This window comes from Paraburkholderia sp. PAMB 6770, assembly GCF_057748135.1.
The window spans coordinates 583,785-598,552 of record NZ_CM173238.1 but is presented as its reverse complement, the minus strand read 5'-3'; the positions used below and the strand labels follow the sequence as shown (position 1 = coordinate 598,552).

Below are 14,768 nucleotides of genomic sequence, written 5' to 3'. Positions count from 1 at the left end.
GGCCGCCGTTGCCCGTCCCGCCTGCCCGCGCAGGCGCGCGGCGCGGGTGCGACCGCGCGACCGCGCGCCGGCGTGCCCGCGCCAACCCGATCCGAACCGCGATGGCCACCGAATTCACCCCCTTCCCGCCGCTCGCCCAGCTCGCTGCCGATCTCGCCGCGCACCGCACCACCAGCCGCCAGCTGGTCGAAACCGCGCTCGAACGGATCGCGGAACCGGCCGGCCAGGGCTCGACCGTGTTCCTGCACGTCGACGCGGACCACGCGCGCGCCGCCGCCGACGGCTACGACCGGCTGCGCGCGGCAGGCACCGTGCTGTCGCCGCTCGCGGGCATCCCGGTATCCGTGAAAGACCTGTTCGATATCGAAGGCCAGGTGACGCGCGCCGGCTCGCTGGCCCTCGCCGGCGCCGCGCCCGCGCGCGCCGACGCCGTCGCGGTCGCGCGGCTCAAGCGCGCCGGCGCGGTGCTGATCGGCCGCACCAACATGAGCGAATTCGCATTTTCCGGACTCGGCCTGAATCCGCACTACGGGCATCCGCTGTCGCCCTACCGGCGCGGCGTGAAAGGCGACGAGCGGATCGCGGGCGGCTCGTCGTCGGGCGCGGCGGCGTCGGTGGCGGACGGCATGGCGGCGATCGCGCTCGGCACCGACACCGGCGGCTCGATCCGCATTCCAGCCGCGCTGTGCGGCCTGACCGGCTTCAAGCCGACCGCCGCGCGCATTCCCCGCCAGGGCGGCATCCCGCTGTCGACGACGCTCGACTCGTTCGGCCCGATCGGCGTGTCGGTCGCCTGCTGCGCGCTCGTCGACCGGATGCTCGCCGGGCTCGAACCGCGCATTCCGGCGACGCGTCCGCTCGAAGGCGTGCGCCTCGGCGTGCTGACCCATTACGTGACCGACGACGTCGAGGCAGCGGTCGCCACCGCGATCGATACCGCGCTGAAGCACCTGGAGGCGGCCGGCGCGATCGTCAGCGAGGTGCGCTTTGCACCGCTCGACCGGCTTCCCGAGATCAACCGCATCGGCTTGTCGTCGATGGAAGCGTATGCGTGGCACCGGCCGCTGCTCGCGCAGCACCGCGACCAGTACGATCCGCGCGTGCTCGCCCGCATCCTGAAAGGAGCGCCGGCGACCGCCGCCGACTACCTCGAGCTCGTCGCCGAGCGCGCCGCGCTGCTCGACGCTGCGCGCGGCCTGTGGCAGCGCTTCGATGCGCTGGTCGCGCCGACCGTTCCGGTGGTTCCGCCCCGCGTCGCCGAACTCGTCGCCGACGACGCCGTCTTCGCCCGGACGAACGCGCTGGTCCTGCGCAACCCGAGCGCATTCAATTTCCTCGATGCGTGCGCGCTGTCGGTGCCGTGCCATCCGCGGGGCGAAGCGCCGGTCGGGCTGATGCTCGCGGGCGCCCCGTATGGCGACGACGCGCTGCTCGCGATCGGCCGCGCCGTCGAAGCCGTGCTCGACCCGATCCGCTAACGGCGGTTCGCCGTTCGCCGTTCGCCGTTCGCGGTTCGCGGTTCGCGGTTCGCGGTTCGCGGTTCGCGGTTCGCGGTTCGCGGTTCGCGGTTCGCGGTTCGCGCTAGAATCGCAGACGACCGGCCCATCCGGGCCGCCGACCGCACTTCGATCCATCATGAATAACGACAATATGCTGCTGCGCCGCGAGCGCTCCCTGCTGATCCTGCTTGCCCTGATCTGTGTCGCGCTGGTGGGCGGTGCGCTGTATCTGCAGTACGTCAAACGCGAGGATCCCTGCCCGCTGTGCATCCTGCAGCGTTACTTCTTCCTGCTCACGGCGATCTTCGCGTTCGTTGGCGCGGGCATCAGCAGCTGGCGCGGCGTGCGCGTCGCCGAGGGGCTCGCGGCGCTGGCGGCGCTGGCCGGTATCGCGACCGCCATCCGGCATGTCTACGTGCTCGCGAATCCCGGCTTTAGCTGCGGCTTCGACGCGCTGCAGCCGGTCGTCGACAGCCTGCCGCCCGCGCAATGGCTGCCGGGCGTGTTCAAGGTCGCCGGCCTGTGCGAGACGCCGTATCCGCCGATCTTCGGCCTGTCGCTGCCGGCCTGGTCGCTGATCGCATTCGTGCTCGCCTTCGTCGCGCTCGCGCGCAGCCTCGTGCGCAACCGCCGCCGCGCGGCCTGAGCCCGTCACCGCCTACCCGCCTGAAAACCCGCCGGGCACCCGTCCGGCATCACCCGACGCGACGCCGCGCGATGCGACGGCGCGCGCGCTCACCCCGCCTTCACCGCGCGCCTGCTGCCGCTCCGGGCGGCTTGCCACCCGGGGGCTTGCCGCCCGGCGGGCCGCCGGCCGCCGCGGCAGGCGCGCCGTCCCGCATGCCGCCCGGCGGCACGACTATGCGCGCCATCGGGCCCCGCTGATAGCCCCCATCACCAGCGGGGAATATTTTCGTGACAAGCTAGTGCTATCTTCGGGTATGGATGGCGATCTACGTGCGCGAGGCCGGCTCAGGCACGCCCCCTGCGTAACGCGCGCCCGGTCCGCAATGTCTTCTGGATTCGCCATGACAACGCAAACCATCCGTTTCTATTACCGCGGGGCGATCCGCGAGGTGAGCGGCGTGCCCGCGACGCGCACGGTGCTCGAGCATCTGCGCGAAGATCTGCGTTGCACGGGCACCAAGGAAGGCTGCGCGGAAGGCGATTGCGGCGCCTGCACAGTCGTGCTCGGCGAACTCGACGACGCCGGGAATCTCGCGCTGAAGGCCGTCAACGCCTGCATCCAGTTCCTGCCCACGCTCGACGGCCGCGCGCTTTTCACCGTCGAGGATCTGCGCGGCGCCGACGGCGCGCTGCATCCGGTCCAGCAGGCGATGGTCGACTGTCATGCATCGCAGTGCGGCTTCTGCACACCCGGCTTCGTGATGTCGCTGTGGGCGCTGTACGAGAACCAGCCGGCCGACGCCGGCCTGCCGGGCCGCGACGAAATCCATACCGCGCTGTCCGGCAATCTGTGCCGCTGCACCGGCTACTGGCCGATCGTCGAAGCCGCCCAGAAGATGTTCGACTACCCGCGCGCGCGCGTCGACCGCGCCGCGCTCGCCGACGCGCTGCGGCCGCTCGCGCGCCGCGACACGTTCGAATACGTGGCGCCCGACGCGCGCGGCAGCGCGTTCGGCGCAGCGGTCTTTCGCGCCCCCGTCACGCTCGACGCGTTCGCCGCATTGCGCGCGCGGCACCCGGACGCACGCCTGCTCGCCGGCAGCACCGACATCGGGCTGTGGGTCACCAAGCAGTTTCGCGATCTTGGCGACCTGCTGTACATCGGCAACGTCGCCGAGCTGAAAACGATCGAATGCGACGCGCAGACGCTGACGATCGGCGCGGCCGCCACGCTGGAGGACGCGTATGCGGCGCTGAGCGCCGACTACCCGGAGCTGGCGGAACTGTGGGACCGCTTCGCGTCGCGGCCGATCCGCAATGCGGGCACGCTCGGCGGCAATGTCGCGAACGGCTCGCCGATCGGCGACTCGATGCCGGCGCTGCTCGCGCTCGACGCCGAACTCGTGCTGCGGCGCGGCACCCATGCGCGCACGCTGCCGCTCGCCGCGTTCTACGTCGGTTACCAGAAAACCGCGCTCACGCCCGGCGAGTTCGTCGCGGCGCTGCGCGTGCCGCGCCCGGCGCCCGATCTGCGCTTTCGCACCTACAAGGTCGCCAAGCGCTACGATCAGGACATCTCGGCGGTCTGCGGCGCATTTGCGCTGAGGATCGCCAACGATCGCATCGTCGCGGCGCGCATCGCGTTCGGCGGGATGGCGGCGACCCCGCTTCGCGCCGCGCATGCCGAAGCCGCGCTCGTTGGCGCGGCGTGGGACGCCGCGGCGGCGCAGCGCGCAATGGACGCGCTCGCGGCCGACTATCAGCCGCTCAGCGACATGCGCGCGACGAGCGCCTACCGGATGAAGATCGCGCGCAATCTGCTGTGGCGCTTCCAGCTGGAAACGCGCGACGACGCGCCGCTCGCGCTGTTCGACGTGGACGTGTACGCATACGAGCCGACGCTCGCCGGCACGTCCAGCATTCAGGAGTCGCCGTGATGAACAGGCAAACCGACGCCTTCATCGGCGCCACCGTCGGGCAGGCCGCCGCGGCGGCGCTCGGTACGCCGCTGCCGCACGAGTCGGCCGCCCTCCACGTGAGCGGCGAAGCCCTCTACACCGACGATCTGCCGCAGCTCGAAGGCACGCTGCACGCGGCGCTCGGCCTGTCGCGCCATGCCCATGCGCGCATCGACGCGCTCGACCTGAGCGCGGTGCGCGCCGCGCCGGGCGTCGTCGCGGTGTTCAGCGCCGCCGATATTCCCGGCGAGAACAACTGCGGACCGGTGCTGCACGACGACCCGATTCTCGCCGACGGCGAAGTGCTGTACCTCGGCCAGCCGGTGTTCGTCGTGATCGCGCAGAGCCACGCGCTCGCGCGCCGTGCCGCGGCGCTCGCCGGGCGCGACGACGTCGTGCGCTATACGCCGCTCGAAGCCATCCTGACGCCGGCGGCGGCCAAGGCCGCGCAGCAGTTCGTGCTGCCGCCGCTGCATCTGAAGCGCGGCGACCCGGCGGCGCGCATCGCCGCCGCACCGCACCGGATCGCGGAGACGTTCGAGGTCGGCGGCCAGGAGCAGTTCTATCTCGAAGGCCAGGTCGCCTACGCGATCCCGAAGGAAGGCGACGGCATGCTCGTCTACAGCTCGACGCAGCATCCGAGCGAAATGCAGCAGGTGGTCGCGCACATGCTCGGCTGGCCGGCGCACAGCGTCGTCTGCGAATGCCGGCGCATGGGCGGCGGATTCGGCGGCAAGGAATCGCAATCGGCGCTGTTTGCCTGCGTCGCGGCGCTCGCCGCGCACACGCTGAAGCGTCCGGTCAAGCTGCGCGCCGACCGCGACGACGATTTCATGATCACCGGCAAGCGTCACGATGCGTGCTACACGTACGAAGCCGGCTTTGACGACGACGGCCGCCTCCTCGGCACGCGCGTCGAGATCGCGCTGCGCGCGGGGTATTCGGCGGATCTGTCCGGCGCGGTCGCCACGCGCGCGGTCTGCCATTTCGACAACGCCTATTACCTGCCCGACGTCGAGATCGTCGCGCTCTGCTGCAAGACGAACACGCAGTCGAACACCGCGTTCCGCGGCTTCGGCGGCCCGCAGGGCGCGCTCGTGATGGAGGTGATGCTCGACAGCATCGCGCGCCGCCTCGGGCGCGATCCGCTCGACGTGCGGCGCGTCAATTACTACGGCATCGGCGAGCGCGACGTGACGCCGTACGGCCAGCGCGTCGAGGACAACGTGCTCGCGCCGCTCACGGAACAGCTGCTCGCGGACAGCGCATATCAGGCGCGCCGCGCGGCGCTCGCGGCGAGCAATGCGGCGAGCCCGGTGCTCAAGCGCGGCATCGCGTTCACGCCGGTGAAGTTCGGCATCTCGTTCAACGTGCCGTTTCTGAACCAGGCCGGCGCGCTCGTGCACGTGTACCGGGACGGCTCGGTCCTCGTCAATCACGGCGGCACCGAGATGGGCCAGGGGCTCAACACGAAGGTCGCGCAGGTCGTGGCCGGCGCGTTCGGCCTGCCGCTCGCCCGCGTGCGCGCGAGCGCAACCGACACGTCGAAGGTCGCCAACACGTCGGCGACGGCGGCCTCCACCGGCAGCGACCTGAACGGCAAGGCCGCCGAAACGGCCGCCTGCACGATCCGCGCGCGCCTCGCGCCGCTCGCCGCGACGATGCTCGGCGGCACGCCCGACGACGTGCAGTTCCGCGACGGCAGCGTGCACGTGAACGACGCGTCGCTGCCGTTCGCGCAGCTTGTCGACGCCGCGTATCTCGCGCGCGTGCAGCTGTGGTCCGACGGCTTCTACGCAACGCCGAAGGTACACTGGGACGCGCGCACGCTGACGGGCCACCCGTTCTACTACTTCGCGTACGGCGCCGCGGTATCGGAGGTCGTGGTCGATACGCTGACCGGCGAGTGGAAACTCGTGCGCGCCGACCTGCTGCACGACGCGGGACAATCGATCAATCCGGCCATCGATCTGGGCCAGGTCGAGGGCGGCTTCATCCAGGGGATGGGCTGGCTGACGACCGAGGAACTCTGGTGGAATCGCGACGGTCGACTGATGACGCACGCGCCGTCGACCTACAAGATTCCGGCCGTCAACGACACGCCCGCCGCCTTTCACGCGCAGTTGTATCGCAATGCGAACGCGGAGCCGACCGTATTCCGCTCGAAGGCGGTCGGCGAGCCGCCGCTGCTGCTCGCGTTTTCGGTATTCCTTGCGATCCGCGACGCGATCGCCGCGGCTGCGCCGCAGCACGCGGGCGCGCCGCCGCTGCGCGCGCCGGCCACGCCGGAGGCGATTCTCGACGCGCTTGCGCTGAGCGGCGCGGCGCCGCCCGCCGGGCAGGCGTGCCCCGCCGCCGGTGCGGAAGCGCGTACGGCGCCGGCCGTGGACTGATTCCGCGCGGCGCGTCACGACTGCGCCGCGCCTGCTTAACCGGCCGCCCGGATACCCGGTGCGGCCCTCGATGGAGAACTGCCGGATGCAAGCCTGGCTCACCGATCTGCAACACCTGCTCGCACACGGCGACGCCGCGGTGCTGGTGACGGTTGCGCGCGTCGAAGGCTCGGCGCCGCGCGAAGCCGGCACGAAGATGATCGTCACGCGCGACTCGGCCCGCCATACGATCGGCGGCGGCCACCTCGAATGGAAGGCGATCGAGACCGCGCGCCACGTGCTGCGCGACGGCATGCGCGCCCCGCACCTGCGCCGCCTCGAACGCTTCGCGCTCGGCCCGAGCCTCGGCCAGTGCTGCGGAGGCGCGGTGGTGCTCGCGTTCGAGCGGCTCGACGTCGGCGACCTCGGCTGGATCACGTCGCTCGCGAAGCGCCTCGCAGCGGGTCAGTCGACGGTGCGCAGCGTCTCGTTCGGACCCGCGCCGGACGCCGTGATGCTGTCCGACCCGGAACCGGGCGTCGCGGCCGGCGACTGCCTGCTGTGGGACGGCGCCGGCTTCGACGAAAGCCGCTCGCTGCTCACCGAAACGATCGCGCCGCGCGAATTCCCAGTGGTGCTGTTCGGCGCCGGCCACGTGGGCGTCGCGCTCGTGCGGGTGCTCGCGACGCTGCCCTGCCGGGTACGCTGGGTCGACGCGCGCGATACGCTGTTCCCCGCTCCGGCCGCGCTGCAGGCGCCGAACGTAACGCCCGATCCGAACGACGCGCCCGACGAAGCGATCGACGCGGCCGCGCCGCGGACATACTTCATCGTGATGACGCACAACCATACGCTCGACCTCGAACTCGCCGAGCGCATCCTGCGCCGCGGCGATTTCGCGTTCTTCGGCATGATCGGCTCGCATACGAAGCGCAAGCAGTTCGAGCACCGGCTCGCCGCGCGCGGCATCGATCCCGCGCAGATCGCGCGGATGAAGTGCCCGCTCGGCGTCGACGGCATCGTCGACAAGTCGCCCGAGATCATTGCGATTTCGGCGGCCGCGCAGTTGCTGCAGGCCGTCGAGGCGCATGCGGAGATGCCGCGCGTCGCATGACGGACGCTGCAGCCGCGCGTCGTTCGAATGCCGTCTTTCCGAATCCCCTCACCGATACACCTGAAACAAGAAACACCACCATGAACACCCGAACCGCCCTCACGCTCGCCGAGAAAGCCGCACATGCGCCGAAGGCCGAGCTGCACATCCACATCGAGGGCTCGCTCGAACCCGAACTGATCTTCCGGCTCGCGCAGCGCAACGGCATCCCGCTTCCGTACGCCTCGATCGACGCGCTGCGCGCCGCGTACGCGTTCACCGACCTGCAGTCGTTTCTCGACATCTACTACGCGGGCGCGAGCGTGCTGCTCACCGAGCAGGACTTCTACGAAATGACGCTCGCCTATGCCGAGCGCGCGCTCGCCGATCACGTCGTGCATGCCGAGATCTTCTTCGACCCGCAGACGCACACCGAGCGCGGCGTGCCGATCGCGACGGTGGTCGCCGGCATCGAGCGCGCGCTGGCCGAGGCGCAGACGCGCGGCCTCACGAGCCGGCTGATCCTGTGCTTCCTGCGCCATCTTTCGGAGGACGACGCGCTCGCCACCTTCGACGCCGCGCTGCCGCTGTTCGAGCAATACCGGCACCGCCTGATCGGCGTCGGGCTCGACTCGTCCGAGCGCGGCCATCCGCCGTCGAAGTTCGAGCGCGTGTTCGCGAAGGCGCGCGCGCTCGGACTGAAGCTCGTCGCACACGCCGGCGAGGAAGGGCCGCCGTCGTACGTGTACGAAGCGCTCGACCGGCTGAAGGTCGACCGCGTCGATCACGGGGTGCGCAGCATCGAAGATCCCGCGCTCGTCACGCGGCTCGCCGACACGCGCGTCGCGCTGACCGTGTGCCCGCTGTCGAACCTGAAGCTGCGCGTATTCGACGACCTGACGAAGCACACGCTGAAGGCGCTCCTCGAACGCGGCGTCGCGGTCACCGTGAATTCGGACGACCCCGCGTATTTCGGCGGCTACGTCAACGACAACTATCTCGCGACGATCGACGCGCTGAAGCTCACCGACGCCGAGGTCTACACGATCGTGCGCAACAGCTTCGAAGCGTCGTTCATCGGCCCCGACGAGCGGGCAGCGCTCATCGCGCAGCTCGACGCGTACTGGCACGGCACCCCCGGCCGCTGACCAGCGCGCACCTCGCCCACGCCTCGCGGCCGCGGCCTGACGCCGGGCCGCGGCGCGGGGCGCCTCATTCATTACATTCCCTGTTACGGAGACACTTTTCTCATGACTCAATCGACCCAGTCGGCTTTCCGCGCGCAACTGCTGACCTTTACCGGCGACCCGGCGCACGCGGCGGACGCAGCCGTCTTCCACGAAGACGGCCTTCTGATCGTCGAAGACGGCAAGGTCGTCGCGACGGGCGCCTACGCGGCGCTCGCGCCGCGGCTCCCGCCCGGCACCCCGGTCGAGGAGATGCGCGACAAGCTGATCGTGCCCGGCTTCATCGACACGCACATTCACTATCCGCAGACCGACATGATCGCGTCGCCCGCGCCGGGCCTGCTGCCCTGGCTCGACACGTACACGTTCCCCACCGAGCGCGGCTTCGCCGATCCGGCGCGCGCGCGAGAGACCGCAAGCTTCTTCCTCGACGAACTGCTCGCCTGCGGCACGACGACCGCGCTCGTCTACTGCACGGTCCACAAGGCGTCCGCCGATGCGTTCTTTGCGGAGAGCGAGGCGCGCAACCTGCGCATGGCCGCGGGCAAGGTGCTGATGGATCGCCACTGCCCCGAGTTCCTGCGCGACACCGCGCAGTCCGGCTACGACGACAGCGCCGAGCTGATCGGCCGCTGGCACGGACGCGGCCGCCAGATGTACGCGCTCACGCCGCGCTTCGCGCCCACCTCGACCGAGGCACAGCTCGAGGCGTGCGGCGTGCTCGCACGCGAGCATCCGGACATCTTCATCCAGAGCCACGTCGCCGAAAACACCGACGAAGTGAAGTGGGTCGCCGAACTCTTTCCGGGGCGCCGCAGCTACCTCGACGTCTACGATCACTACGGCCTGCTGCGCCGGCGCGCGGTCTATGGACACTGCATCTACCTCGATGCCGAGGACCGCGCGCGCATGGCGCAAACCGGCACGGTCGCATCGCACTGCCCGACCTCGAACCTGTTCCTCGGCAGCGGCCTGTTCGATTTCGACAAGGCCGCCGAAGCCGGCATGCCGGTCGCGCTCGCGACCGACGTCGGCGGCGGTACGTCGTTCTCGATGCTGCAGACGATGAACGAGGCGCACAAGGTGGCGCGCCTCACCGGCCACCACCTGAGCGCGACCCGGATGTTCTGGCTCGCCACCGCCGGCGCGGCCGAAGCGCTCGATCTGGCCGACCGGGTCGGCACGCTCGCCGCGCAGTCCGAAGCCGACTTCGTCGTGCTCGACCCGCAGTCGACGCCGCTGCTCGCGCGCCGCACCGCGCGCACCGAATCGCTCGAAGAACTGCTGTTCGCGTTTGCGCTGCTCGGCGACGACCGCGCGGTGTTCGCGACCTACGCCGCCGGCCGGTGCGTGCACCGGCGCGACGCCGCGCAACGCGGCGCGGCGCAGGCAAAGGTCGCTGCGTAGGACGGGCTTTCGGCACCGCTGCGCAGCCGCGCCCGGGGACGGGCGCCCAGTTGCAGCCGCCCAGTTGCAGCCGCCTGGTTGCGGCCACTCGGTTGCAGCCACTCGGTTGCAGCCCCCCAGTTGCAGCGCTCAGTTACGCTCGGTCAAGGCCGCTCGGGGACGGCGTCCGGGATGTGCCTGTGCCTGCGTGCATGCTATACTCCGGCCCTCATTGGGGAGTAGCCGCCCCGCGCTCCATCGGCGTCCCGCACCGGACGCCCGCGACGCGCGGGGGCGCCTGTCAACACACTTGGCCTTCGCGGCCATGGCAGGCGCAGCCTCTGGCCTGGCGAGACCGATGATCCACTACCGCCGCTCAAGGGCCCGGCGCGTCGTGGGTCGTCGCTCGCACCTGTCTGGCCCGGGGGAATCCAGTCCATCGTGAATCAAGCCTTTCTGATTTCAACCGGCGCGGTCGCGCTCGCCGAAATCGGCGACAAGACGCAGCTCCTGTCGCTTGTCCTCGCGGCCCGCTACCGCAAACCGCTCCCGATCATTCTCGGCGTCCTGACCGCCACGCTCGTCAATCACGCCGGCGCCGGTGCGCTGGGCGCGTGGCTCGGCGCGCTCGTCACACCGACCGTGATGCGCTGGGCGCTCGCCGCGTCGTTCATTGCGATGGGGTTCTGGATTCTCGTGCCGGACCGGCTCGATGACGACGAAGCAAACCCGAACCGCACGCGGCTCGGCGTATTCGGCACGACCGTCGTGACGTTCTTTCTGGCCGAGATGGGCGACAAGACGCAGATCGCCACCGTCGCGCTCGCCGCGCGCTTTCACGACTTCTTCGGCGTAGTCGCCGGCACCACGCTCGGGATGATGATCGCCAACGTGCCCGCCATCCTGCTGGGCGACCGCTTCGCGCACCGGCTGCCGACGAAGCTCGTGCACGGCATCGCCGCCGTGCTGTTCGTCGTGCTCGGGGCGCTCGCGCTGCTGAACGTCGGCTTCTGACGCGGCGCGCGCCGCACCCGGCATCGACTACTGCGCAGGCGGTGCCGATGCCGGCGCGGCGGGCGCCGCCATTGCGTCCGGCAGTCCGCCGCGTTGGTCGACGGGCAGCCTGACGGTGCGCACCTCGCCGTTGCCGAGCGGAAAATCCGCGAGCGCGCTGCGCACCAGATACGGCATCGCGCGGACCAGCGACGGCTCGCCGCCGGCATTGCGCGCCATCACGTTGTAGACCTCCTTGCCGCTCGCCCGGTCGGTAAAGCGAATGCCGAGCGTATGCGTGTAGACCGGATAGGTCTGGCTGACGTAGGCCGGAGGAAACGGCCCGAACGGCCCCCACGGATCGAGCGGCGCCCCCCAGAACGGACCCGACCACATGCCGCCGTAAAACACCGGCTGCGACACGCTCACCGAACCGGTCCGGGTACCGTACGACAGCGCGACGAGGTAATGCGCGTCGTGCGCGTCGACCGGCCGGAACGCCTCGGCCGCGAGTGCGTTCGCCACCAGTTGCTCGTAGGTCGCCTGTTCGAGGCTGTTCTGCTGCGCGGGGGCGCGCGAGAACGCATAGGTCCGGCTCGCGTCGCTGCCGCTCCAGTCGGAGAACGCCGTCACCTGCGTCGTGACATACGGAGTACAGCCCGACAGCAGCGCCCCGAGCGCAGCCAGCACCAGCGCGGCGCGCCGCATCCAGCGGTCTGATTTCATGATTTCCTCGTTCTGACGTGAGATCGCCGCGCGCGGGCGCGGCGGCCCGATCATACGCTGACCCGTGCGCCGCGTAAAAAGTTCGGCCCTCAGAGCGGCTGCGGCTTTGTACAATGGCTCGACAGACGGGCTGCGCCCCGATGCGTAGCCGGCTCGCCCCCTCTTACCGACAGACCGCCATGGCAGACACCGCAACCCCTACCGTCATCCGCCGCGCCGACTATACGCCGCCCGCATTCCTGATCGATACCGTTGCACTCGAATTCGATCTCGTGCCCGAGCGCACGGTCGTCAGGAACACGATGCGCGTGCGCCGCAATCCGGACGCCGCACACCACGCGCATCTGGACCTGCACGGCGAGCAGCTCGAATTCGTGAGCGCGGCCGTCGACGGCGCGCCGCACGATGCGGTGCGCGCGCACGCGCACGGGCTGACGGTCGAGAACGTGCCGGACCAGTTCGAGCTCACGCTCACGAGCCTCTGCAGGCCCGCCGAGAACACGACGCTGTCCGGGCTCTATGTGTCGGGCGGCAACTTTTTCACGCAGTGCGAAGCAGAAGGCTTTCGCCGTATTACCTACTTCCTCGACCGCCCCGACGTGATGGCGACCTACACGGTCGCGCTGCGGGCCGACAAGGCCGCCTGCCCGGTGCTGCTGTCCAACGGCAACCTGCTCGAACAGGGCGAGCTGCCGGACGGCCGCCATTTCGCGCGCTGGGAGGACCCGTTTCGCAAGCCCTGCTATCTGTTCGCGCTGGTCGCGGGCAAGCTGGTGTGCATCGAGGAGCGCGTGAAGACCGGGTCGGGCAAGGAAAAGCTGCTGCAGGTCTGGGTCGAGCCGCAGGATCTCGACAAGACCCGGCACGCGATGGCCTCGCTGATCCACTCGATCCGCTGGGACGAAGCGCGCTTCGGCCTCGAACTGGATCTCGACCGGTTCATGATCGTCGCGGTGAGCGACTTCAACATGGGCGCGATGGAGAACAAGGGGCTCAACGTCTTCAACACGAAGTACGTGCTGGCGAACCCGGAAACCGCCACCGACACCGACTTCGCGAACATCGAGGCGGTCGTCGGACACGAGTACTTCCATAACTGGACCGGCAATCGCGTGACGTGCCGCGACTGGTTCCAGTTGAGCCTGAAAGAAGGGCTGACGGTGTTTCGCGACCAGGAGTTCTCGGCCGACATGGCAGGCGGGGCAACCGACGAGGCCGCGCGCGCGACCAAACGCATCGAGGACGTGCGGGTGCTGCGGCAAATGCAGTTCGCCGAGGACGCCGGGCCGATGGCACATCCGGTGCGGCCCGAGAGCTATGTCGAGATCAACAATTTCTACACGATGACCGTCTACGAGAAGGGCGCGGAAGTCGTGCGGATGTACCAGACGCTGTTCGGCCGCGACGGCTTTCGCAAAGGCATGGATCTGTATTTCCAGCGTCATGACGGCCAGGCGGTCACCTGCGACGACTTCCGTCACGCGATGGCCGACGCGAACGGGCGCGACCTCGCGCAGTTCGAGCGCTGGTACAGCCAGGCCGGCACGCCGCGCGTCGCGGTCAAGGCGGAATACGACGCCCCCGCGCGCCAGTACCGCGTGACGCTCGCGCAAACCTACGGCGACGCGGTAACCGCGGCGCGCGAAACGCAGAAGGGCCCGCTGCTGATTCCGTTTGCGCTCGGCCTGATCGGCCGGCGCGGCGCGGACCTGCCGCTGCGGCTCGAAGGCGAGCCGGCCGATGCGGCCGCCACGACGCGCGTGCTCGAATTCACGAAAGACGAGCAGACGTTCACGTTCGTCGATATCGACGAAGCGCCGCTGCCGTCGCTGCTGCGCAACTTCTCGGCCCCGGTGATCGTCGAGTACGACTACACGGCCGACGAACTTGCGTTCCTGCTCGCGCACGACAGCGACCCGTTCAACCGCTGGGAAGCGGGCCAGCGCCTCGCGACACGCGAGCTGCTCGTGCTCGCCGGGCGCGCCGCCGGCGGCCTGCCGCTGCAGCTCGACGACGCCGTCGTGAACGCCTTCGCGCGGGTGCTGAGCGACGCATCGCTGTCGCCGGCATTTCGCGAGCTTGCGCTGATCCTGCCGTCCGAAGCCTATCTCGCCGAGCAGATGCCCGAGTCGAACCCGGCTGCGGTGCACGCGGCGCGCCAGTTCATGCGCAAGCGGCTCGCGCGGGCGCTGCAACAGGAATGGCTCGACGTCTACACGCAGCATCAGACCCCCGGCGCCTATGAAGCCACGCCGGCCGCCAGCGGCCAGCGCGCGCTGAAGAACCTCGCGCTGTCGTATCTCGCGGAACTCGACGACCCGGCCGACGCGGTACGCCTCGCCTGCGCGCAATATGACGGCGCCAACAACATGACCGACCGCGCCGCCGCGCTGTCGGCACTGCTCGGCGCAGCCGCCGGCGACGCGCGCGCGCAGGGCGAAGCCGGACGCGCGCTCGAAGACTTCTATCGGCGCTTCGAGCAGGAGCCGCTCGTCATCGACAAGTGGTTCGCGCTGCAGGCCACGCAGCGCGGCACGCCGCAGCGTCCGGTCATTGAAACCGTGCGCGCGCTGATGCAGCACCCGGCCTTCACGTTGAAAAACCCGAACCGCGCGCGCTCGCTGATCTTCAGCTTCTGCTCGGCGAATCCCGCGCAGTTCCACGCGGCGGACGGCTCCGGCTATGCATTCTGGGCCGACCAGGTGATCGCGCTCGACGCGCTCAACCCGCAGGTCGCGGCCCGGCTCGCGCGGGCACTCGAACTGTGGCGCCGCTTCACGCCGGCGCTGCGTGAACAGATGCGCGCGGCGCTGGAAAAAGTCGCCGCGCAGGCCCAGTCGCGCGACGTGCGCGAAATCGTCGAAAAGGCGCTCGCCTGAGCCCCTCGCCGCGCGGGACAGGCCATGTCCCGCGGCGCGCCGGCGCGC

Annotated in this window: 10 protein-coding genes and 1 riboswitch; of the genes, 9 read left to right on the top strand and 1 reads right to left on the bottom strand. The window is 70.1% G+C overall.

Annotated features, from left to right (window positions below; translation table 11 throughout):
• The first annotated feature begins 101 nt into the window (after window positions 1-101).
• The 8 genes from AC3AP7_RS02870 (at window position 102) to AC3AP7_RS02835 (ending at window position 11,136) form a co-directional block, all read left to right on the top strand.
• Window positions 102-1,478 carry an amidase gene (locus AC3AP7_RS02870; RefSeq protein ID WP_475765768.1) on the top strand — a complete coding sequence of 459 codons (1,377 nt, stop codon included), beginning with the start codon at window positions 102-104 and terminating at the stop codon, window positions 1,476-1,478.
• A 157-nt stretch (window positions 1,479-1,635) separates the two neighbouring features.
• Entirely contained in the window at window positions 1,636-2,145 is a 510-nt protein-coding gene (locus AC3AP7_RS02865; RefSeq protein ID WP_475765770.1) for a disulfide bond formation protein B, read from the top strand.
• Window positions 2,146-2,527: 382 nt separating this feature from the next.
• A complete protein-coding gene (xdhA, locus tag AC3AP7_RS02860; RefSeq protein ID WP_475765771.1) occupies window positions 2,528-4,063 on the top strand; it encodes a xanthine dehydrogenase small subunit in 1,536 nt (511 codons plus the stop codon).
• Window positions 4,063-6,477 (top strand): xanthine dehydrogenase molybdopterin binding subunit, encoded by a 2,415-nt coding sequence (gene xdhB / locus AC3AP7_RS02855; RefSeq protein ID WP_475765773.1) that lies wholly within the window; start codon window positions 4,063-4,065, stop codon window positions 6,475-6,477. The genes xdhA and xdhB overlap by 1 nt, the downstream gene beginning before the upstream one ends.
• Before the next feature lie 85 nt (window positions 6,478-6,562).
• Complete coding sequence (gene xdhC / locus AC3AP7_RS02850) at window positions 6,563-7,570, top strand: xanthine dehydrogenase accessory protein XdhC (protein WP_475765775.1); 1,008 nt, start codon at window positions 6,563-6,565, stop codon at window positions 7,568-7,570.
• Between the two features lie 80 nt (window positions 7,571-7,650).
• Complete coding sequence (locus AC3AP7_RS02845; RefSeq protein ID WP_475765777.1) at window positions 7,651-8,697, top strand: adenosine deaminase; 1,047 nt, start codon at window positions 7,651-7,653, stop codon at window positions 8,695-8,697.
• Between the two features lie 102 nt (window positions 8,698-8,799).
• Window positions 8,800-10,143: a guanine deaminase gene (guaD, locus tag AC3AP7_RS02840; protein WP_475765779.1), complete on the top strand. Its 1,344-nt coding sequence runs from the start codon at window positions 8,800-8,802 to the stop codon at window positions 10,141-10,143.
• A gap of 201 nt (window positions 10,144-10,344) precedes the next feature.
• A riboswitch (yybP-ykoY riboswitch) is annotated at window positions 10,345-10,506 on the top strand.
• Window positions 10,507-10,563: 57 nt separating this feature from the next.
• Window positions 10,564-11,136, top strand: a complete 573-nt coding sequence (locus tag AC3AP7_RS02835; RefSeq protein WP_475765781.1) for a TMEM165/GDT1 family protein — start codon at window positions 10,564-10,566, stop codon at window positions 11,134-11,136.
• Window positions 11,137-11,163: 27 nt separating this feature from the next.
• On the opposite strand, the gene AC3AP7_RS02830 is transcribed toward AC3AP7_RS02835, so the two are convergent.
• Window positions 11,164-11,841, bottom strand: coding sequence for a DUF4136 domain-containing protein (locus AC3AP7_RS02830; RefSeq protein ID WP_475765782.1), 678 nt, complete (start codon window positions 11,839-11,841; stop codon window positions 11,164-11,166).
• A 179-nt stretch (window positions 11,842-12,020) separates the two neighbouring features.
• Between AC3AP7_RS02830 and pepN the strand changes: the two genes are divergently transcribed.
• Window positions 12,021-14,720: an aminopeptidase N gene (gene pepN / locus AC3AP7_RS02825; protein ID WP_475765785.1), complete on the top strand. Its 2,700-nt coding sequence runs from the start codon at window positions 12,021-12,023 to the stop codon at window positions 14,718-14,720.
• Window positions 14,721-14,768: the final 48 nt, after the last annotated feature.

Excerpts from the sequence above, each read along its gene's own strand:
- AC3AP7_RS02870 (WP_475765768.1), top strand. The coding sequence starts at position 102 with ATGGCCACCGAATTCACCCCCTTCCCGCCGCTCGCCCAGCTCGCTGCC.
- AC3AP7_RS02865 (WP_475765770.1), top strand. The coding sequence starts at position 1,636 with ATGAATAACGACAATATGCTGCTGCGCCGCGAGCGCTCCCTGCTGATC.
- xdhA (WP_475765771.1), top strand. The coding sequence starts at position 2,528 with ATGACAACGCAAACCATCCGTTTCTATTACCGCGGGGCGATCCGCGAG.
- xdhB (WP_475765773.1), top strand. The coding sequence starts at position 4,063 with ATGAACAGGCAAACCGACGCCTTCATCGGCGCCACCGTCGGGCAGGCC.
- xdhC (WP_475765775.1), top strand. The coding sequence starts at position 6,563 with ATGCAAGCCTGGCTCACCGATCTGCAACACCTGCTCGCACACGGCGAC.
- AC3AP7_RS02845 (WP_475765777.1), top strand. The coding sequence starts at position 7,651 with ATGAACACCCGAACCGCCCTCACGCTCGCCGAGAAAGCCGCACATGCG.
- guaD (WP_475765779.1), top strand. The coding sequence starts at position 8,800 with ATGACTCAATCGACCCAGTCGGCTTTCCGCGCGCAACTGCTGACCTTT.
- AC3AP7_RS02830 (WP_475765782.1), bottom strand. The coding sequence starts at position 11,841 with ATGAAATCAGACCGCTGGATGCGGCGCGCCGCGCTGGTGCTGGCTGCG.
- pepN (WP_475765785.1), top strand. The coding sequence starts at position 12,021 with ATGGCAGACACCGCAACCCCTACCGTCATCCGCCGCGCCGACTATACG.